This is a genomic window from Agromyces tropicus, from assembly GCF_039531345.1.
Classification (GTDB): domain Bacteria; phylum Actinomycetota; class Actinomycetes; order Actinomycetales; family Microbacteriaceae; genus Agromyces; species Agromyces tropicus.
In genome coordinates this window covers 656,130-676,560 of sequence record NZ_BAAAPW010000001.1, presented here as the reverse complement: position 1 = coordinate 676,560, position 20,431 = coordinate 656,130, and the positions used below count along the sequence as shown (strand labels likewise).

Genomic DNA, 20,431 nt, shown 5'->3' with positions numbered 1-20,431 from the left:
CATCGACTTCGGCGACCTCCTTGTTCCGACTAGAATATATCTTATACACTAGCGACGGGTTCGTTCGAATCGCAAGCGACGGGTGCCGCGCGTGGCACGATGTGATCCGGGCGGACGTCGAGACGCCGTGGAGGGTGCGATGACGATGGAACGCCAGGTCCGCTCGGTGGCGGGCGCCAACGCCTCGGCGGTGGACCTCGTGACCTCGGAGGTGCGTCGCGCGGTGCTCACCGGCGCGCTCGCGCCCGGGGCGAACTTCTCGATCCGCGACCTCGCGGACCAGCTGGGTGTCAGTCACATCCCGATCCGCGAAGCACTGCGTCGTCTGGAATCGCAGGGGCTGATCATCCTCCGACAGGCGCGCAGCGCGAGCGTCGCCCCATTGAGCAGTGCGGACCTCGCGGCGATCTATCGACTGCGCTACGTGATCGAGCTCCCACTCGCGGGGGAGTCGGCCGGCAAGCGGACCCCGACCGAGGTCGCACGGCTCGAAGCGCTGCTCGAGGGAAGCCGCGACCACGACCCCGAGGTGGCCTGGCAGGCCCACTACGACTTCCACGAGGCACTGGTCCACCCCGCCGCCAACGAGTGGGACGAGCGGATCCTGCACACCGTCTGGATGGCTGCGGAGCGCTACACCCACCTCGTGTTCGACCCGACGCAGATCACCGAGGAGGAACGGGCGAGGCGGTACGAGACCCATCGCGTGCTGCTCGACGCGGCGCTGGCGGACGACCCGGATGCGATGGTCGAACTGCTCCGCGCCCACCTCGCCGCGAACGAGGCCAAGATCCGCACGCACATCGCGGCGCTCGAGCGACTCTGAACCCAGGGGTTGTGTCCGAGACGGTCGGATGCCTAGCATGCAGGATATATCGTAGCGAATAGCGAAGGACAATGATGTCTGCACTCATCCTGGGCGCCACCGGAAACGTCGGCCCGCATGTCGTCTCGGCGCTCGTCGGCGCCGGCGAAGCTCCACGCGTGATGGTCCGGGACGTGCAGCGCGCACGCGATCAGCTGGGCGAACACCTCGACATCGTGGGCGGCGACATGAGCGACGCCGGGGCGCTCCACGCCGCGGCGGAAGGGATCGACACGGTCTTCCTGCTCTCGCCCCACGCGTTCGCGATGGCCGATGCGCAACTGCGGGTCATCCGCGAACTGCGCCGCAGCGGGGCGCGCATCGTCAAGCTGTCGGGCACGAGCTCTGCCATCACCCCCGACGGACCCCACGCCTGCCGTCAGCACTGGGAAGTGGAGCGCGTCCTGCAGGAGAGCGGCCAGCCGTTCGTCATCCTGCGGCCGAACTCGTTCCTCCAGGTACTCGTCGAGCGTCTGATGCTGCCCGGCTTGAAGGCCGGCGGCACGCTCATGAACCCGCTGGGCGACGCCGGGATCAGCCTCATCGACGCGCGGGACGTCGGCGCCGTGGCGGCACGGGTCATCGCGAGCCACGAATGGGACGGTCTGACGCTGTCGCTCACCGGCCCCCGTGCGGTCACCTACGCCGAGATCGCGGACCTCGTCGCCGCGCGCACCGGCATGCCGGTCGACGTCGTCGACGTCGCACCGGGGCAGGTGCGCGCGTCGCTGATCGCGCGCGGCACCGAGGAGTGGGAGGCCGACCACTTCGCGGAGATGTACGAGTTGTTCCGGGCGGGGGAGTCCGAGTTCGTGACCGATACGGTCGAGCGGGTACTCGGACGCCCGCCCCGAACGATCGAATCGTTCCTCGACGAGGTGCTGGAGCCCGCCGAGGTGATCGCGTGAGCGGCTGCCTGCCCTGCGAGCTCGAGCACGCCGAGGCATCCGCGATCGCCTACCGCGACGAGCGCTGGGCGTGCGAAGTCGCCCCCGGCTACGACGTTCCGGGATGGTTCGTCCTGCGACTGCGACGGCACGCCGAAGGCTGGGACGGCCTCACCGTCGAGGATGCCGCGGAGTTCGGCCCGGTGTCGCAACGGCTCGCGACCGCGCTCACGGCGGCGACGGGCGCGCCGAGCGTCTACTTCCTCAGCTTCGGGGAGAACCACCGACACTTCCACTTCCTCGTCATCGCTCGCCCGGCCGACCTCGACCCGGCATTGGCGGGCGCGTCCATCCTGACGCTCCGGTCCGACCACCGAGACGCCGCACTCGCTCGCGGCGTCGCAGCGGACCTGCGGGAGGCGCTCGCCCGCGACCGGGCGACGGCATCCGCCTGAATCGACCACCCACCCACAACCCGAGAGGACGACGATGTCCATTCCGTTCACCCACACCCATGGCGACCGCCGCTACAGCGGCCGCTCGAACCTCGACCGCGTCGAGCGCGCTGACGGCGCGCCGCTCGTCATCGCGCTCCACGGCGGGACCTACACCTCCGAGTACTTCGACATCCCCGGCTACTCGCTGCTCGATCGCGCGACCGAGCGGGGCATCCCGGTCATCGCGCTCGACCGCCCGAACTACGTCGACTCCAGCCCGCTCGAGAGCGAGGACTCGATCATCCTCGCGAACGCCGCCGTGCTCGGCGACGCGATCGGCTCCATCTGGGAGCAGTACGGCGAGGCATCCCCGGGCATCGTCCTGCTCGGCCACTCGATCGGCGGCGCAGTGGCGACGGCGATCGCCGCATCGGCCCCGTCGTGGCCCCTCCTCGGCCTGGCGACCTCGGGCTGCCTCGTGCGCGTCCCGCAGGAATCGCGCGGCGCCTGGGAGTCGCTGCCGCCGATCCCGATGATCGACCTGCCCGTTCCCATGAAGGACCAGGTCATGTTCGGGCCCGCCGGCACGTTCGCCGACGACATGCCGGCGGCCAGCCACCCCTCCAACACGCTGGTGCCGAAGGTCGAGCTGCTCGACATCACGGGCGGGTGGATCGGGCGCCGTGCCGAGATGTGCGCGCAGGTCGACGTTCCCGTGTACCACCGGCAGGGCGAGTTCGATGCGCTCTGGGTGACCGACCAGGGGGAGGTCGAGCAGTATCGCGCAGGATTCACGGCTGCACCGACCGTCGACATCGAGCTGCAGCTCGGCTCGGGGCACTGCATCGACTTCCACTCGCCGAGCGCCGAATTCCAGCAGGGCCAGCTCGACTTCGCCCGCGAGGTCGCGAAGGCCGCGGTCGCCTGACATGGCCACCGTGCTGCGCGGCGTCCGTGTGTTCGACGGCGACGGGTTCGGCGAGCCGACCGACCTCGTGATCATCGGCGGCAGGATCGCGGATGCCGCGCAGGCCGGCGTCGGTGCCGAGGTCGCCGCCGAGGGCGGCTTCCTCATCCCGGGCCTCATCGACGCGCACATCCACCTCGCCGGTCCGCAGACGCAGGAGCTGCTCGCCGCCTCGGGCGTGACGACGGCGCTCGACATGAGCTCGCCGCCGCCGCTCGTCGCCGCGATGCGCGGACGCACCGGGGTGACCGACATCCGCAGCGGCATGCTCGCACTCACCTCGCCGACGAGCGCGCATGCGCAGCGGATGTCGGCGGTGCCCGGTGCCGCGGAGACCCATGTACCCGGCGCCGCCGAGGCGACCGACGCCGTCGCGCGTCGGCTCGCGCAGGGAGCCGACTACCTGAAGATCGTCGTCGACCTCCCCGGATTCGACCAGGAGACCGTCGACGCCCTCGTCGCGGTCGCGCACGACCACGGGCTGCGAACGGTGGCGCACGCGTCGCGATCGGATGCGGTCGACATGGCCGAACGCGCCGGAGTCGACGTACTGACGCACGTTCCCCTCGACCGGCCGATCGGGGCGGAGCAGGCGGCGCGCCTGGCTTCCGACGGCCGCGTCGTGGTGCCGACACTCACGATGATGCGGGGGATCGTCGATCGGCTCGCGGCGTCGGGCGCGCCGGGTCCGTCCTACGAGCCGGCTCGCGAGTCGGTACGTGCGCTGCACGCGGCCGGGGTCCCGATCGTCGCCGGAACCGACGCCAATGAGACGCCGGCGGCTCCGGCCTCGCCGACGCACGGCACGAGCCTCCACGAGGAACTCGCGCTGCTCGTGGAGGCAGGCCTCAGCCCCGTCGAGGCCCTCCGCGCCACCACCTCGACGGCCGCCGACCACTTCGGGCTCGACGATCGCGGCCGCATCGCGCCCGGCCTCCGCGCCGACCTCGTGCTGCTCGACGCCGACCCCACGATCGACATCGCCGCGACGCGCGGCATCCGAGGCGTCTGGATCGCAGGGAAGCTCGTGGTGGGCGTCGCGTGATCCTGGTCACCGCCGCGGCGGGCAACCAGGGCAGGCTCCTCATCCCGAAGCTGCTGCGCGCCGGCCTGCCGGTCCGCGCCGTCGTGCGGTCCGAGTCCTCCGCGGCAGGCCTGCGCGCACTCGGCATCGACGAGGTCGTGGTCGGCGACCTCGCCGACCCGGCGGTGCAGCGTCGCGCCGTCCGCGACGTCGACCGCGTCTACCACGTCGGCGCGACGCTCAGCCCGGGCGAGCGCGAGATGGGGATCGGCCTCGTCGACGCTTCGCGCGCCGAGGGCGTGGAGCACTTCGTGTTCAGCTCGGTGCTGCATTCCATCATCACCGACCTCGTGCAGCACGAGATCAAGCGCGACGTCGAGGAGCACCTGCTCGGTTCGGGGCTCGAGTTCACGATCCTGCAGCCGTCGAACTACATGCTGCCCCTGAAGCTCCGCCCGGCCTTCACGCGCGGGGTGTTCGAGCTGTCGTGGTCGCTCGAGCGGCGGCAGAGCCTCGTCGACCTCGACGACGTCACCGATGTCGCCGTCGCCGCGCTCACCGACTCCGCCCGCCACGCCGCGGCCACGTACGAGCTGGTCGCACCCGGCCGGTGGACGGCCGTGGAACTCGCCGGGACGATCGGCGACGTGATGGGCCGGCCGATCGACGTGCGCCGGATCGGTGCGGACACCTACGCCGAGGCATGGCTCGGGGATCGCGACCCGACGACCGCGACGCACGAACTCCGCGTGCTGCGCTCGATCAGCACCCGCTACAGCGCGAGCGACTTCGTCGGCAATGCCAACGTGCTGACCTGGCTCCTGGGACGCGAGCCGACCTCGTTCGCCGCGTTCGTCCGGCGGGAGTGGGGCGCCTTCCGCGCCGCAGCGGGTCAGAACGGGTAGCGACCCGGCTGACTGCTGACCGTCCGCAACCGCAGTTCGGTGAAGTCCTCCACGGAGTAGTACCCGGACCGGCCCCAGCCGCTGTCCTTCACGCCGCCGACGGGGAGCGCGGCTTCGCTGGCCATGGTGGGCGCGTTCACGTGGACGATGCCGGCATGGAGTCGCTCGGCGAGGTCGAGGCCGCGCGCGCGATCCCGGGTCATGATCGCCGCGCTGAGCCCATACGGCGTGTCCTGCGCGTCGGCGAGCGCCCGCTCGGGGTCGTCGAACGCCTCGATCACCAGGAGCGGGCCGAAGGTCTCGTCGCAGCCGGTGGTGCACACCGCGTCGCTCGGGACGTCGGTGAGGATGGTCGGCCGGTACAGCCGTCCGTCGCGCTCTCCGCCCGTGACGAGCGTCGCCCCGCGGTCGAGGGCGTCGCGCACGCGCCCCTCGACCTGGGCCACAGCGCGGTCGTTGATGAGCGGCCCGATGACGACCTCGGGATCCGTGGGATCTCCGACCTTCAACGCGTCGACGCGTGACGCCAGGCCGGCGACGAACTCGTCGTGGAGTGCTCGCGCGACGTACACCTTGCGCGTGTTCATGCACACCTGTCCCTGGTGCAGGAACGCGCCGAACGTGACCGCCTCGATCGCCTCCTCGACATCGGCGTCGTCGAGGACGAGCACCGGGTTGAATCCGCCGAGCTCGAGGACCATGCGCTTCAGCGCTCGGCCCGCGCGTTCTCCGAGTATGCGCGCCGTGCGGTCGGAACCGGTGAAGTTGATGCAGCGCACGGCCGGGCTCTCGAAGAAGACATCGGCGACGGCGGATGCCTCGCCGGGGGCGTGGGTCACCACGTTGAACGTGCCCGGTGGGAAGCCCGCCTCGGCGAGGATCTCGGCGTGGAGGAGCCCGGCGGTCAGGGGCGCCTCCTCCGACGGCTTCACGACGGTCGTGTTGCCGAACGCCATCGGCAGGAGGAAGGTGCGCCAGGCGAGGTAGAAGGCGCCGTTCCACGGCGTGAATCCGGCGACCACGCCGAGGGGCGCGCGGGTGACGGTCGCGGTGCGGCCCGGTACGTCGCTGCGCAGGACGTCCCCGTACGGCAGGTAGCCCCAACCGGCGGCCTGCCGGAGCATCGCCGCGGACAGGCGGATCTGGAACGCGGCGAACGCACGGCTCGAGCCGCCTTCGACGGCCATCAGCCGGATGATCTCCTCCTGGCGGCGATCGACGATGTCCGCGGCGGTCAGGAACAACTGCTGTCGCCGCGCCGGCGGCAGTGCGGCCCACGCGGGGAACGCCGCCGAGGCCGCCGCCACGGCCGCCTCGGCCTCGGCGCGTCCGCCGGCGGCGGCGTCGGCCACGAGCGCGTCATCGAGCGGATTGCGGACCGGGAAGGTCGCGCCCGAGGCATCCGACCAGCGTCCGTCGATGAAGTGGGAGGTCGCGATCGGGGCGTGCGCCGCGTCGGTGATGGTCATGCTGTCCTTCTCTGCGGGGATCGTATTCCGAGGAGCGCCTCGGCATTGCCGTGGGCGATGAGCGCGCGGTCGTGCTCCGTCAGGGGCGCTGAACGCAGGCGGGCGGTCGCACGGCTGCTGCTCGCGAACGGATGGTCCACCGAGAACAGGATGCGCTCGACGCCGAACGCCGACAGCGCGCACTGGAGCGGCGCGTCGTGGTCGTATCCGCTCGTCGTGAGCCAGAGGTTGCGGCGCAGGGTCTCGGCGACGGTCAGCGAATGACGCTTCACGACTGGCGTGAGCATGTCCTCGATGCGCTCGAGGTGGAAGGGAAGGCCCTCGCCCATGTGCCCGACGATCAGCTCGAGCCCCGGCAGCTCCTCGAAGACGCCGGCGACGACCATGCGCAGCACGTGCATGGCGCATTCCGAGTGCCAACCCCAGCCCGAGGTCGACAGGCACTCGGCCACGTCGGCGTCGAGGCCGGAGTAGTAGGTCGCCCGCACGGCCGGCGGCGGTGGTGCCGGGTGGAGGTAGATCGGCACGCCGAGATGCTCGGCGGTGGCGAGGATGGGGCGCACGGACGGGTCGTCGAGGAAGACGCCGTGGGTCTGGCCGTGGATCATCGCGCCGAGGAAGCCGAGCTCCTCGACGCACCGCACGAGCTCGTCGCGCGCGGCGAGAGGGTCGGACATCGGCAGCGTGGCGAACGCGCGGAACCGATCCGGATGCCTCGCGACCGCGGTGGCGAGACGCTCGTTCAGCGTGCGGCTGACGTCGGCCGACTCCGCTGGGGCGAGATCCTGCACCGTCCAGGCGAGTGCGGACAGCACCTGGACGTCGACCCCCGCATCGTCCATCGCCTGCAGCCGACCTTCGTCGAGGTCGTCGAGCTGTGGAATGCGCGCGCTCGCGCGGCGGCCGAAGTCGAGGCCGGCGGACTCGATGACGTCGCGCGGGAACATGTGCTCCTCGAGCGCGATGACCCTCATGCGGACGGCCGATCCGATGCGTCGGCCCGAGCAGTGGCGGGGATCGCCAGCGCGAGGCCCGCCCCGATGACGCCGACGATCGCGAAGGCGTAGAAGTTCCACTGCACCGCGATGCCGGACGACAGCACGGCGGCGCCCATGATCGGTCCCAGCATCGCGCCGGTGCGCCCGACCGCGAGCGTCCAACTCAAGCCGGTTCCCCGGAGGGCTGCCGGGTACCTCGCCAGCACGAACGCGTTGATCAGTGCCTGCGTCCCGTTCAATCCGAACCCGCACACGAGCATCAGGGGCAACAGCGCCCACAGCGGCGGCCCCTGGGCGATGAGGACCAGGCTCGCAGCTCCTGCGCCGAACGCGATGACGGTCACGAGCTTCGGACCGACGGCATCGGCGACCTTGCCTCCCACCGCCATCCCGACCCCGGCTCCGACCGCGACCACGGCGGTCAGGAGGAGCGCCGAGTCGAGCTCGAAGCCGGCCGTCTGCATGATCGTCGGCAGCCAGGCCGTGACCCCGAACACGAGCAGCAGCGCGCAGGCCGCCATCAGCCAGAACAGGACGGTGACCGCGCGCAGCCCGGGGCGGAACAGGGCGCGGAGTCCGAACCCGCGCGGACCGTCGTCGTCGAGGATCGGCAGGGGGAGGGCCATCGCCGAGGTCAGGTCGTGCGCCTCGTCGATCCGGCCCACCCGGATCAGGTGCACGGGGCTCTCGGGGAGGAGCCTGATCACGAACGGGATCACCAGCAGCGCGGGGATGGCGCCGACGACGTAGATCCAGCGGAAGCTCGCGGCGGGCAGCAGGGCCGCGGCGATCAGGGGAGCCGAGAGTCCGCCCAGCGCGATCCCCGCCATCGCGATCCCGACGTTGCGCGACCGGCGCCCGACCACGGACAGGTCCGTGACGAGCGCGAGAAGGGTCGGGGGCACGATGCCCATCCCGATTCCGACGACGGCGCGCCCGGCGATGAACATCCCGGCGGACGGCGCGACCGCACAGGTCAGCATGCCGAGTGGAAGGAGCACGATCGCGACCACGAGGAGCCGTCGCGGGCCGGCGCGATGCGACAGGATGCCGCTGAGTGCCGCACCGACGAGCATGCCGAGCGCCGTCACCGCACCGGCGATGCCGCCGGAAGTCGTCGACAGCCCGAGACCGGGGTCTGCGAGCATCGACGGCAGCGTGACGCCGAGCGCGGCGAGATCGTATCCCTCGAGGATCAGGAGGGCGAACGCCAGTGCCAGGAGGGTGCGCTCGGAGATCGTGCGTGCGATCACGGGGGACTCGGTCACCATCGACCTGCTCCGTTCTTTCGGGTGGCATCAGGCTCGCATGGCGGTAAACAGGTGTCCAATGCATATCAGTGCACGACTATTATGATGCGCATGCATATCGATGCGGTCGACCTGAACCTGCTGCGGCCGCTGCAGTTGCTCCTCCGCGAACGTCACGTGTCGCGTGCGGCGGCACGAGCCAACCTCACCCAGTCCGCGATGAGTCGCGCGCTCGCACGGCTCAGGGTCGCGTGCGACGACGAACTCCTCGTTCGCACGCCGACGGGCTACCAGCTCACCCCCCGCGCACGGGTGATCCAGGACGAGCTCGCCACCGTGATGCCGACACTCCGTGCGCTCTTCGAGGGCGGTGCGTTCGATCCCGCGACCGCTGCGGACACCGTTCGCATCGCCGGGTCGGACTTCGCGGTCACGATCCTCGGCGACGAGTTCTTTCCGCGGTTCACTCGAGCGGCCCCGAGCATGTCGCTCTCCATCGCATCCATGGCGCCGTCGACGTTCGATGATCTCGACCAGGGGCGCCTCGACCTCGTGCTCACGCCGCTCGTCGCGCCCGGCAGCCTTCGCCGCCGGATGCTCTTCACGGAGGACTTCGTCTGCGTCCTCTCGGCGTCCCATCCGGTGACGGCCGATCGCCTGACGCTCGCCCAGTTGGGCGAGCATCCGCACGCGACCGTTGCGGGCATGTTCCCGCAGCAGACGATCGTGGTCGGTCAGCTCGAGCGGCTCGGCGTCCACGCGACGACCGAGGTGCGGGTGCCGTACTTCACGGCCGCGATCGCCGCCGTACGTCGCACCGAGCTCATCGCCGTCCTGCCCCGCCGCCTCGCCGAGCGGCACGCCGACGCATCCATCCGGATCGCCGAGGCGCCCCCGGAGATCACCGGCCTGTCGTACGGGATGTACTGGCATCCCCGGCTCGATGCGGACCCGGCCCAGCGGTGGCTGCGACAGTTGGTCGTGGAGGTGGCGGGCGTGGCGACCGCGCGGCATCATCGTGACGGCGTTGCGCCGCTCGCCGGCCGAGGCATTCACTGAAGCGCGATGGTGCGACACGGCGAGGACTCGCCCGCGCATGCCGACCCTCGCGAGTCGCACGAACTCCCGCGAGGGGAGCGGTGTGGCGACCACGGGTCCGCGAGCCCGTCGCAGTTCAGCAGGGAGTTCAAGCGCACCTTCGGAGCCTCGCCAAGCAGTGGAGCCGCACCGTGCAGCCGCTGCCTGCCGGACTCGCGTGAACGACGGCGCGACGCGGGACGCGGCGTGGGCCCGGGCGGCTCGGACCCGCGGGCGATCGCGGTCCGCTGCCATGCGACGTACCGGTCGCGCAACGAACCGGAGGGTCGCTTTACATCGGGCCATCGCTGAGGTTCGATGGAATGCGATGCCGTCGCGGACCGGCACCCTGCCTCCGGTCCCGCGTGGGGGCGGCGCAGGAAGGTCCGGTGTTCGATGGAGTACGGCGACACGCACGATCGCGCGGTGACCCGGCCGCGCTCGTTCGGCGGAGTCCTCGGAGGACTCCTCGGTCTCGTCGCCGTGAGCGCCGCGGCAGCCGTGCTCGTCGCGGCCGCCGTCACGCCCGCGCTGGCCACGGCCGGGGTCGCGGCGTCCGGCACCATCTCGCTGTTCGAGAACCTGCCGAGCTACCTCAAGATCGGCGAACTGTCGCTGAAGAGCAACATCTACTACATGAGCCCGGACGGCAAGCCCCGGCTCATGGCGTCCTTCTACGACCAGAACCGCGTGGAGGTGGCGTGGGACGAGGTCAGCCAGTACGTCAAGGACGCGGCGATCGCGGGCGAGGACCCGCGGTTCTACGACCACAACGGCGTCGACCTGCAGGGCACCATCCGCGCGGCGATCACCACGGCGACCGGTCGTGAGACCCAGGGCGGGTCGTCGATCGCGCAGCAGTACGTGAAGAACGTGCGCGTGCAGGAATGCGAGCGCCTCGCCGTCGACGAGACCGAGCGCGACGGGTGCTACGACGCGGTCACCGAGACCACGATCGACCGCAAGCTCAAGGAGATGCGGCTCGCGATCGGCGTCGAGAAGCGGTACTCGAAGAGCCAGATCCTGCTCGGGTACCTGAACATCGCGGGCTTCGGCGGGACCGTCTACGGCATCGAGGCGGCGGCCAACTACTACTACGACACGTCGGCGAAGGACGTGACGCTGGCGCAGGCCGCCTCGCTCGTCGCGATCGTGAACAACCCCGCGAAGTTCCGGCTCGACCGGCCGGAGAGCGAGGACAACGGCGCCGAGAACGGGTACGCCACCAACAAGGCGAGGCGCGACTACATCCTGCGCAGCATGCTCAGCGAGCACAAGGTCACGCAGGCCGAGTTCGACGAGGCCATCGCGACCCCGGTCGAGCCGACGATCACCGAACCGAGCACCGGATGCCAGACGGCCGGCGGCAGCGCCTGGTTCTGCGACTACGTCAAGCACATCCTCCAGAACGACCCGGTCTTCGGCGAGGACGAGGCGTCCCGGCTGCTCAACTTCCGCCGAGGCGGCTACGAGGTGTACACGACCCTCGATCCGGACCTGCAGTCGGCGGCCTACAAGGCGGTCACCACGCACGTGCCCGCGACGTATCCGGGGTGGGACGTCGGCGGCGTGATCACGTCGGTCGAGGTCGGCACGGGCCGCGTGCTCGCGATGGTGCAGAACCGCGCCTACAGCCAGGATCCCGAGGTCTTGAAGCGCGGGCCGCAGTACACGAGCATCAACTACAACACCGACTTCGACTACGGCGGCTCGCGCGGGTTCCAGCCCGGTTCGTCGTACAAGGTCTTCACGCTCGCCGAGTGGCTGAAGGAGGGCCACGGCCTCGCCGAGCGCGTGGACTCGCGGCCGAAGAGCAACTGGGGCGTGTTCAACGACAGCTGCCTCGGGCCGCACTTCGCCGGCGACTGGAATCCGCGCAACGACGCGAACGAGTCCGGCTCGAACTACAGCGCGCTCGAGTCCACCATCGGGTCGATCAACACGGGCTTCATCGGCATGGCCAAGGAGCTCGACCTCTGCGGCATCCGCAAGACCGCCGAGGCGTTCGACGTGCACCGCGCCGACGGCGATCCGCTCGTCCAGGGTCCGTCGTCGGTCATCGGCACCAACGAGGTCGCGCCGATCTCGATGGCCGTCGCGTTCGCGGGCATCGCGAACAACGGCAAGACCTGCACCCCGATTGCGATCGACCGCATCCTCGACCGCGAGGGCAACGAGATCCCGCCGCCGAAGTCGACGTGCAGCCAGTCCGTCCCCGAGCCCGTCGCGGCCGCGATGCACACCGCGATGGGTCAGGTGATGGCCCAGGGCACCGGCGTCGCATCGAACGCCGGCACGGTGCCCAGCGTGCCGCTCATCGGCAAGACCGGTACCACCGACGGCGCCAAGGACACCTGGATGGTGGGCGCCAGCACCGAGGTCGCGACCGCGGTCGCCGTGGTCAGCGTGAACGGCGACGCCAACCAGCGCGGGATCTACTTCGACACCGGCCGCGCCGCGGAGGCCCGGCACCGGATGTGGCCCGAGGTGATGTCGGTCGCGTCGGCGAAGTACGGCGGCAAGGCGTTCACGACCGCCGGTCTCGGCCCGGTCGCCGGACCCGGATCGTTCCCCGACGGCCGCCTCGTGCGGCCCGAGCCGGAGCCCGACCCGACGCCGTCCCCCGAGCCGGGTACGCCCGCCGAACCGCAGGGCAACGGCGGCGGAAACGGCGGCGACGGCGGCACGACCGGCGGCGGCAACAACGGGAATGGGAACGGCAACGGCAACGGCGGTCAGCCGGGCGGCTGACCCGTGCGGTGACGGGTGCCGCCCGCGAGGGCGACGGATGCCGCGAGCGGCCCGCTACAGGTCGAACGAGTCGCCGGGCTCCAACGGCAGGTACTCGCCGCCGCCCTGTTCGGTCGCCCAGGCCAGTCGCACGTTGGAGAGGTCCTTGCCCGCCCGCGAGAGCACCATCTCGTGCGTCGGGAACGCGCGCTTGGGTCGCACGGCCATGACGTAGTCCATCGACTCGGCGATCTTCATCCACGGTGCCCCGGCGGGCGCGGCGAGCGCGTCGACCTCGACGCCCTCGGGCACCGCGAACGAGTCGCCCGCGTAGTACAGCGCGTCGTCGACGAGCACGCCGACGTTGTCGATGACCGGGATCGACGGGTGGATCACGGCGTGCCGGCCGCCGAAGAACCGGAGGCGGAACGGACCGACTTCCACTTCGTCGCCGGGGGCGACGCGCTCGACCTCGAGGCCGGCCTCGGCCGCCGCGGCCACGACGCCCTCCGGGCCGAACACCCGGACACCCGGGCTCCGATCGCGGATCCGGCCGAGCTGCTCGGGCGTCCAGTGGTCGTCGTGGAGGTGGGTGATCACGACCGCCAGCGCCCCCGATGCCTCGGTGATGGGGGTGGTGAACTTGCCCGGGTCGATGAACAGCCGGTCCCCGGAGTGCTCCACCACGAGGGCGGCGTGCTCGAGCTTCGTGACGCGCATGTTCCGAGCCAACACCGCGTGCGTCGTGCGCGCAACCGGGTTGCCCTGCCATGATCGCTCCATGTCGCGTGGCCCCCGTCGCATCCTGCTCGCGGTGAACCCGAGCGCCTCGTTCGGTCGCAATCGCTCGGTGGGACCCGCCGCGGCGCGGCGACTCGAGGCCGAGGGCTACGAGGTCACCCAGCTGCGCGCGGACAACTTCGAGCTGCTCCGGCTCGAGGTGCAGGCCGCGTTCGAGCGCGGCACGGACGGCCTGGTGGTCGTCGGCGGCGACGGGATGGTCTCGCTGGGCGTGAACGTGCTCGCGGGCACGCCGGTGCCGATGGGGCTGGTCGCCGCGGGCACCGGGAACGACCTCGCCAGGGCGCTGGGGCTTCCGCACGACGACCCGGAGGCCGGCATCGACGCGCTCGTCGAGTCGCTCCGGCGGCCGCCGCAGTCGATCGACCTCGGGGCGATGCAGCACGGCGGGCTGCGGACGTACTTCGCCTGCGTGCTGTCGGCGGGCTTCGACGCGGTCGTCAACGAGCGGGCCAACCGGATGTCGCGCCCGCGCGGTCCGAGCCGGTACACGCTCGCGCTGCTGCGCGAGCTCGCGACCTTCCGCCCCCGCCGCTACGTGATCACGGTCGACGGGGTGCGCCGCGAGCAGCCGGCGATGCTCGTGTCGGTCGCGAACACGCCGTCGCTCGGAGGCGGCATGCGGATCGTGCCGCACGCGGACCTCGCCGACGGCGTCCTCGACGTCTTCATCGTCCATCCCCTCTCGCGCATCGGCCTGCTCGGCGTCTTCCCGCGCGTATTCGCCGGGGAGCATGTCGACCATCCCGCGGTCGAGTTCACCCGCGCGCGCCGCGTGCGGCTGGAGGCCGACGACATCATCGCGTACGCCGACGGCGAGCGGGTCGGCCCGCTCCCCATCGACGTCGAGGTGGTGCCCGGCGCGCTCTCCGTCTTCGCCTGAGCGGCAGTCATCGGGGCCCGGGCGCCTCGATTTGGAATGCCCGCGAGACGTATGTCATACTCGTACACGTCGCAACGAGGCCCCATCGTTTAGCGGCCTAGGACGCCGCCCTCTCACGGCGGTAGCGCGGGTTCAAATCCCGCTGGGGTCACCACGACAGGCGAACGCCCTCACACTCATGCGAGGGCGTTCGTCGTTTCCCGGGGGGAGTCGCTAGACTCGTCCGAGCGAAGGGGAGTATCCCGCCGGAGCCGAAGGTTCCGGGCCACGATCGTCAATACGAGCGCCGTCGATGCCGCTCCGGGCGTGGCGGCGCAGACGATGCGCGGGGAGAGACTTTCGGTCCGTGACCGCACCCCTCCGAAAGGCTCCCGCGTGACCGCATTGCCCCTCTGGTTCGAAGTCGGCTCGCTCGTCGTCCTGACGCTGATCCTCGTGGCCGACCTGCTGCTCGTGATCAAGCGACCGCACGTGCCGTCGTTCCGCGAGTCGACCCTCTGGGTGGTCTTCTACATCACGCTCGCGCTCGTCTTCGCCGGGCTCATGTTCGTGATCGGCGACGCCGAGCACGGCGCGCAGTTCCTCGCCGGCTGGCTGACCGAGTACAGCCTGTCGATCGACAACCTGTTCGTCTTCGTGATCATCATGGCGAGGTTCGCCGTGCCCCGGAAGTACCAGCAGGAGGTGCTGATGGTGGGCATCATCCTCGCGCTGGTGCTCCGCGGCATCTTCATCCTGCTCGGCGCGCAGCTCATCGCGAACTTCAGCTGGATCTTCTACATCTTCGGCGCGTTCCTCCTCTACACCGCGGCCCAGCAGGCGTTCGGCGACCACGAGGCGGAGGGCGGCGACTCCGCGCTCATCCGGGTGCTGCGCCGGCGCCTGCCGATCACGAACGACTACGACGGCGTGCGCCTGCGCACCACGATCGCCGGCCGGCGCTTCTTCACGCCGATGCTCATTGTGTTCGTGGCGATCGGCACGACCGACCTGATCTTCGCGCTCGACTCGATCCCGGCGATCTTCGGCATCACGCAGAGCCCGTTCATCGTGTTCACCGCCAACGTGTTCGCGCTGATGGGGCTGCGCCAGCTGTACTTCCTGCTCGGCGGCCTGCTCGAGCGGCTCGAGTACCTCAAGTACGGGATCGCGTTCATCCTCGCCTTCATCGGCGTGAAGCTGGTGTTCCACGCGATGCACGAGAACGAGCTGCCCTTCATCAACGGCGGCGAGCACATCGAGTGGGCGCCCGACATCTCGACCTGGACGTCGCTCGCGGTCATCCTCGGGGCGATGGCCGTCGCAACGGTCGCGAGCCTCGTCAAGGCCAACGTCGACGCGCGTCGTCGCGGCCACACGCTGGGCGAGGAGATCCCGCACTTCACCGAGGAGGCCGAGCGCGACCCCGACGGCACGTCCGTCGACCGCTGACGATCGTCGCAGGCGGCCGACGTCCTCACGGTCGGCCGCGCCGTCCCCAGTCCGCCGTCGCGGACACCGGGCGGGGCGAACGCTTGCTAGCGTGGAGCGACTGCGCCCTGCGCGGACAGACTCCTGCCCTGCCCAGAGAGGACCCGAAGCCCGTGACGAGTGACGGCAGCGGTGTCGTGCCCACCCCGATCGGGTCGGCGCGGATCGTCCACAGCGCCCGGACCCATGTCGGCAACGTGCGCTCGGTGAACGAGGACGCGCTGCTCGCGCAGCCGCCCGTGTACCTCGTCGCCGACGGCATGGGCGGGCACGCGCGCGGCGACGCCGCGAGCCGGGCCGTCGTCGACACCTTCCGCCGGCACCTGCACGAGGGAGCGCCGTCGACGCCGGAGCAGGTGCTCGACGCCATCCACAGCTCGAACGACGTCGTGCGGGCGCTCTCCGACGAGGGCGACGAGGGCACCGCGGTCGCCGGCACCACCGTCGCGGGCATCGCCCTCGTCGACGCCGGCGACGGCCGCGGCGTGCACTGGATGGTGTTCAACGTCGGCGACTCGCGCGTGTACGCGTGGGACGGCCGGCGCCTCGAGCAGGTCACCGTGGACCACTCGGCCGTGCAGGAGATGGTCGATGCGGGCATGATCAGCGTCGACGACGCCGAGCGGCATCCCGACCGGAACGTGATCACCCGGGCGATCGGCGCCGACGCCCACGTGGAGCCCGACGTGTGGCTCATCCCGGCATCCGGTCGCCAGGTGTTCCTCGTGTGCTCGGACGGGCTGTCGAAGGAGGTCGACGACGAGGGCGTCGGCCGCATCCTCGCCGGCCACGGCGCGCACGACGCCGGGCTCGCCGGCGACCTCGTGGAGGCCGCGCTCGAGGCCGGGGCACGGGACAACGTCACCGCGATCGTCGTCGAGTCCGATCTCGGCGGCGACGCCGAGGAGGACGGGACGACGCGCGATCGCGAGGCGGGGCTCGCGGCCGCGGCGGAGCAGACCAGGCCGCGGGAGGGGGACCAGGGTGGCGGAGTACCTGCCTGACCACGACGGCCGTTGGCTGGCGGCGGTGCGCGACGACGCGCTCCTCGTGCTCCCGGGCGACCGCGCCGACGACGTGCGCGCGCTGTGGCCGGTGCTCGGCGACGCCGGGGCCGCCGCCGCCGTGATCGACCGACTCGCGGCAGGTGGGATCACCGCCGCCCCGAGCTTCGCCGTCGTGCGCCGCGACCGCGCGGGCGGCAGCACGCAGGTGCTCGTGCGCGGCCCGATCCGGATCCGCACGGTCGACGCCGTCGTGTCGGGCGACGACGTGTCGACCTGGCACGAGCGCGTGCTCGACGGCCTGCCGGACGTGCGGGTCGAGACCCCGGCGAGCACGTCCGGAGGCGACGCGCTCCCGATCGTCGCGGGCGTGGTCGCCGTGGTCGCGCTCGACTGGCCGGCGGAGGTCGCCGGGGACCCGGTCGCACCCGCGTCCGAGGCGGATGCCGCGGTGCTCGGGCGCACGCCCGGCGACGCGGTCGCCGACGACGATCGGGCCACCGCGGCCGAGGTCACGATGGTGCCCGAGGACACCGTCGTCGGCGTCTCCCGGACGGAGCGGCCGCGGATCGAGCGCACCGCCGTCGCGACGGTGCACGAGGCGTCCGACGAGCCCGCGGCATCCGCGCTGATCGTCCCGCCGGACTTCGGCTCCGCCCCGCCGGAACTCGGTCCGCCCGCACCCGCGCAACCCGAGGACGGCCTCGCCGCGCTCCTCGACCACGCCACGACGACCGGCCTCGGCGACCACGACGGGCTCACGGTCGCGCGCGCCGACCTGCGGCGGCTGCGTGCCGGACGCGATGACGACGCGTCCGACGCGCCCCTCGCGGGGCACGTCGACTCCGCGCTCGCGCTGCGGATGCCCGACGGGTCCATCGAGCCGATCGTCGGTGAGCTCGTGCTGGGCCGTGCTCCCGCCATCGGCCGGGTCACGGGCACCCGGGTCCCACGGCCGGTCGTCGTCGGCGCGGGCGACCCCGACATCTCGCGCACCCACCTGCGCGTCGGCGTCGAGGGCGGCACCGCCGTCGTCACCGACCTCGACTCGCGCAACGGCACGCAGGTGGTGGCCCCCGGACAGCCGCCCGTGCGCCTGCGTCCCTCCGAGCCGACGCCCGTCCTTCCCGAGACCGTGATCGACCTCGGCGGCGGCTGGAGCATCCAGGTGGTGACGCGCTGATGCGGCGACCGCCCTCCCTGCCGCCGGAGCTGCCCGGGTACACCCACGTCGGACTGCTCGGGTCCGGAGGCTTCGCCGACGTGTTCCTCTACGAGCAGCGCCTGCCCCGCCGCCGGGTCGCGGTCAAGGTCCTGCTCGCGGACGACATCGACCAGCCCACGCGCGCCCAGTTCGTCGCCGAGGCGAACCTCATGGCACGGTTGTCGGCGCATCCGTTCATCGTCACGATCTTCCACGCCGACGTCGCCGCGGACGGCCGACCCTACTTCGTCATGGAGTACTGCTCCGGGCCGAGCCTGTCGGAGCGCTACAAGCGGCAGCCGCTCGCCGTCGAGGACGCGCTGCGCACCGGCATCCGACTCTCCGGGGCCGTGGCGACGGCGCACGCGGCGGGCATCCTGCATCGCGACATCAAGCCCGCCAACGTGCTCACCAACGACTACGGCTGGCCGGCGCTCAGCGACTTCGGCATCTCGAGCGACCTCGAGGGCGACCTCCCCGTGCACACCATGACCTTCGCGGGGGATGCCGCGGCCACCGGCTCGGGGACGGGGTCGGACCGGGCCGCGATCGGCCTGAGCGTGCCGTGGTCGCCGTCCGAGATGTTCGAGGACGACCCCCGCCCCGACACGCGCAGCGACGTGTTCTCACTCGCGGCTACGGTGCACACCCTCCTCGCCGGGCGCACGCCGTTCGAGGTGCCGGGGCGGCCCAACGGACCGCTCGACCTCATCGGCCGCATCGAGCGGGGCCGGATCACGCCCATCGGCCGCGACGACGTTCCCGCCGGCCTCGAGGCGGTGCTCGCGACCGGGATGGCCGTGCGTCGCGAGGACCGGTTCCAGAGCGCCGTCGACCTCGGCCGCGCGCTGCAGCGCATCGAGCTCGAACTCGGCTACGCCGTGACCGGCATCGAGGTGCCGAACCTCGCCGAGGCCGGCCGACGCGACGCGCCGGTCGCCGAACCCGACGCGGGCGACGAGCCCGCGACCCGCGCCCGTGCCGTCCGCGTGGTGGCGGTCGACCTCCCGCCCGGGCCGGCGGCCACGCCGTCGCAGGTCGGCGGGGCCGCCCCGACCGGGCCCGTCGCGACCCACGCGCCGGAGGCCGATCCGACCCGGGCGCGCGGCGTGCACGAGGTCGCGGCGCAGGTCTCGGGCCCGCCGTCCGGCCTCGTCGACGACGGGACGGTGCTGCGCGGCGCCGCCCCGGTGCGCATGGCCCCGGACGACCCGATCCACGGGCGGGCGGTCGCCGCCTCGGCGCACCGGTCGGCCGCGGACGACGTCCGGACGTCCGCCTCGCTGCCGGCGCCCCGAGGACGAGCGCGTCGGGCGCTCACCGCCGGCATCGTCGTCGCGGCCGGACTGGCCGTCGTCGCGGCCGTCGGCGCGGCGCTGCTCTCCGGCGGGGTGCTCGGCGTCCCGGCCGCAGGGCCCCAGCCCGCACCTGAGGCGCCCGAGGACGCCGTCGTCGCGGCGACGGTCCCGACGCCCGAGGTCGACCCGGGCACGGTCGACGACGGTCGCGCCGTGTTCGAGGTGCACCACGACGGGGCGGAGGACGGCGACCGCTACCGCTGGCACCGCGCCGACGGATCCGGGTCGACGGCGGTCGGCGACGGTCCGGAGATCGTGGTCGAGGGCGTCGCCGCCGGGCAGACGGTCTGCATCGAGGTCCGCGTGCAGCGCGGCAGCAAGACGTCGGAGCCCGTGACGGGGTGCGCGTCGTGAGGCCGCTGCGGGTGGAGTACTGCGGCGAGTGGTACGACGTGGACCCCGAGCGGACGTTCACGATCGGCCGAGAATCCGATCTCACCATCGACGACAACCCGTACCTGCACCGCACCTTCCTGACGCTGTCGAGCGAGTTCGGGCTGTGGTGGCTGTCGAACGTCGGGCAGCTGCTCTCGGCGACGGTGTCGGACGCCACGGGCAGCGTGCAGTCGTGGGTGGCCCCGGGCGCCAAGCTGCCGCTCGTGTTCAAGACGGTGCACGTGATGTTCTCGGCCGGCGCGACCACGTACGACTTCACGGTCCACGCGGAGGAGGACTTCTACAACACGTCGCTCACGGCCGCGCCCGCCGAGGGCGGCACGACGATCCTCCCGGTGACGCTCACGACGAGCCAGCGGCTGCTCATCGTCGCGCTCGCCGAGCACGTGCTCTCGCAGCCGACCGCCGGGCGGGCGACGGTGCCCTCCTCCGCCGAGGCCGCGGCGCGACTGGGCTGGAGCATGACGACGTTCAACCGCAAGCTCGACAACGTGTGCGAGAAGCTCGACAAGATCGGCGTCGACGGGCTGCGCGGCGGGCGCGGGCGGCTCGCCGTCAACCGCCGGACGCGGCTCGTCGAGTACGCCGTCGCGACGCGTCTCGTGAGCCCCGACGACCTGGAACTGCTCGACGCCGACGCCGGCGGATCGCCCGGCGACTGAGCCCCTCGACGCGCGCGTCCGCGTGGGGAGCACTCCCCATTCGT

18 protein-coding genes and 1 tRNA gene are annotated in these 20,431 nt (G+C 71.7%); 15 read left to right on the top strand and 4 right to left on the bottom strand.

All coding sequences use genetic code 11. The features are described from left to right. Positions 1 to 139: 139 nt before the first annotated feature. The 6 genes from ABD230_RS03150 (at position 140) to ABD230_RS03125 (ending at position 5,085) form a co-directional block, all read left to right on the top strand. Positions 140 to 826: a GntR family transcriptional regulator gene (locus ABD230_RS03150; RefSeq protein WP_344369376.1), complete on the top strand. Its 687-nt coding sequence runs from the start codon at positions 140 to 142 to the stop codon at positions 824 to 826. Positions 827 to 897: 71 nt separating this feature from the next. Beyond that, positions 898 to 1,773, top strand: a complete 876-nt coding sequence (locus ABD230_RS03145) for an NmrA family NAD(P)-binding protein (RefSeq protein WP_344369375.1) — start codon at positions 898 to 900, stop codon at positions 1,771 to 1,773. Then, on the top strand, positions 1,770 to 2,207 hold the full coding sequence (locus tag ABD230_RS03140; RefSeq protein ID WP_344369374.1) for a hypothetical protein: 438 nt from the start codon (positions 1,770 to 1,772) through the stop codon (positions 2,205 to 2,207). The genes ABD230_RS03145 and ABD230_RS03140 overlap by 4 nt, the downstream gene beginning before the upstream one ends. Before the next feature lie 34 nt (positions 2,208 to 2,241). After that, on the top strand, positions 2,242 to 3,117 hold the full coding sequence (locus ABD230_RS03135) for an alpha/beta hydrolase (protein ID WP_344369373.1): 876 nt from the start codon (positions 2,242 to 2,244) through the stop codon (positions 3,115 to 3,117). Position 3,118: 1 nt separating this feature from the next. Continuing rightward, entirely contained in the window at positions 3,119 to 4,201 is a 1,083-nt protein-coding gene (locus ABD230_RS03130; RefSeq protein WP_344369372.1) for an amidohydrolase family protein, read from the top strand. Then, positions 4,198 to 5,085, top strand: a complete 888-nt coding sequence (locus ABD230_RS03125; protein WP_344369370.1) for an NmrA family NAD(P)-binding protein — start codon at positions 4,198 to 4,200, stop codon at positions 5,083 to 5,085. Before ABD230_RS03130 ends, ABD230_RS03125 begins: the two co-directional genes overlap by 4 nt. Here ABD230_RS03125 and ABD230_RS03120 read toward each other — a convergent pair. Genes ABD230_RS03120 through ABD230_RS03110 form a run of 3 tightly spaced genes read right to left on the bottom strand, consistent with a single transcriptional unit; the run spans position 5,073 to position 8,820 of the window. Further along, entirely contained in the window at positions 5,073 to 6,554 is a 1,482-nt protein-coding gene (locus ABD230_RS03120; protein WP_344369367.1) for an aldehyde dehydrogenase family protein, read from the bottom strand. The genes ABD230_RS03125 and ABD230_RS03120 overlap by 13 nt on opposite strands. Next, complete coding sequence (locus tag ABD230_RS03115) at positions 6,551 to 7,528, bottom strand: amidohydrolase family protein (protein ID WP_344369366.1); 978 nt, start codon at positions 7,526 to 7,528, stop codon at positions 6,551 to 6,553. The genes ABD230_RS03120 and ABD230_RS03115 overlap by 4 nt, the downstream gene beginning before the upstream one ends. Further along, complete coding sequence (locus ABD230_RS03110) at positions 7,525 to 8,820, bottom strand: MFS transporter (RefSeq protein ID WP_344369364.1); 1,296 nt, start codon at positions 8,818 to 8,820, stop codon at positions 7,525 to 7,527. Before ABD230_RS03110 ends, ABD230_RS03115 begins: the two co-directional genes overlap by 4 nt. Positions 8,821 to 8,913: 93 nt before the next feature. Between ABD230_RS03110 and ABD230_RS03105 the strand changes: the two genes are divergently transcribed. Continuing rightward, a complete protein-coding gene (locus ABD230_RS03105) occupies positions 8,914 to 9,861 on the top strand; it encodes a LysR family transcriptional regulator (RefSeq protein ID WP_344369362.1) in 948 nt (315 codons plus the stop codon). Between the two features lie 444 nt (positions 9,862 to 10,305). Next, positions 10,306 to 12,630 carry a transglycosylase domain-containing protein gene (locus tag ABD230_RS03100; protein WP_344369359.1) on the top strand — a complete coding sequence of 775 codons (2,325 nt, stop codon included), beginning with the start codon at positions 10,306 to 10,308 and terminating at the stop codon, positions 12,628 to 12,630. A 54-nt stretch (positions 12,631 to 12,684) separates the two neighbouring features. Here the strand turns inward: ABD230_RS03100 and ABD230_RS03095 are convergent, their stop codons facing one another. After that, positions 12,685 to 13,329 (bottom strand): MBL fold metallo-hydrolase, encoded by a 645-nt coding sequence (locus tag ABD230_RS03095; RefSeq protein ID WP_344369358.1) that lies wholly within the window; start codon positions 13,327 to 13,329, stop codon positions 12,685 to 12,687. A 61-nt stretch (positions 13,330 to 13,390) separates the two neighbouring features. Here ABD230_RS03095 and ABD230_RS03090 point away from each other — a divergent pair, with 61 nt between their 5' ends. From ABD230_RS03090 to ABD230_RS03060, 7 genes are all read left to right on the top strand, one after another. Continuing rightward, positions 13,391 to 14,293, top strand: a complete 903-nt coding sequence (locus ABD230_RS03090; RefSeq protein ID WP_344369357.1) for a diacylglycerol/lipid kinase family protein — start codon at positions 13,391 to 13,393, stop codon at positions 14,291 to 14,293. Positions 14,294 to 14,371: 78 nt separating this feature from the next. Beyond that, a tRNA-Glu gene (locus tag ABD230_RS03085) sits at positions 14,372 to 14,447 on the top strand. A 167-nt stretch (positions 14,448 to 14,614) separates the two neighbouring features. After that, the gene (locus ABD230_RS03080; protein WP_344369355.1) at positions 14,615 to 15,724 is read left to right on the top strand and encodes a TerC family protein; all 1,110 of its coding nucleotides are present in this window, start codon (positions 14,615 to 14,617) and stop codon (positions 15,722 to 15,724) included. A 152-nt stretch (positions 15,725 to 15,876) separates the two neighbouring features. Further along, a complete protein-coding gene (locus ABD230_RS03075) occupies positions 15,877 to 16,767 on the top strand; it encodes a PP2C family protein-serine/threonine phosphatase (protein WP_344369353.1) in 891 nt (296 codons plus the stop codon). After that, positions 16,748 to 17,950 (top strand): FHA domain-containing protein, encoded by a 1,203-nt coding sequence (locus tag ABD230_RS03070; protein ID WP_344369351.1) that lies wholly within the window; start codon positions 16,748 to 16,750, stop codon positions 17,948 to 17,950. Before ABD230_RS03075 ends, ABD230_RS03070 begins: the two co-directional genes overlap by 20 nt. Next, entirely contained in the window at positions 17,950 to 19,683 is a 1,734-nt protein-coding gene (locus ABD230_RS03065) for a serine/threonine-protein kinase (protein WP_344369350.1), read from the top strand. Before ABD230_RS03070 ends, ABD230_RS03065 begins: the two co-directional genes overlap by 1 nt. After that, positions 19,680 to 20,387: an FHA domain-containing protein gene (locus tag ABD230_RS03060; protein ID WP_344369349.1), complete on the top strand. Its 708-nt coding sequence runs from the start codon at positions 19,680 to 19,682 to the stop codon at positions 20,385 to 20,387. The genes ABD230_RS03065 and ABD230_RS03060 overlap by 4 nt, the downstream gene beginning before the upstream one ends. Positions 20,388 to 20,431 lie beyond the last annotated feature (44 nt).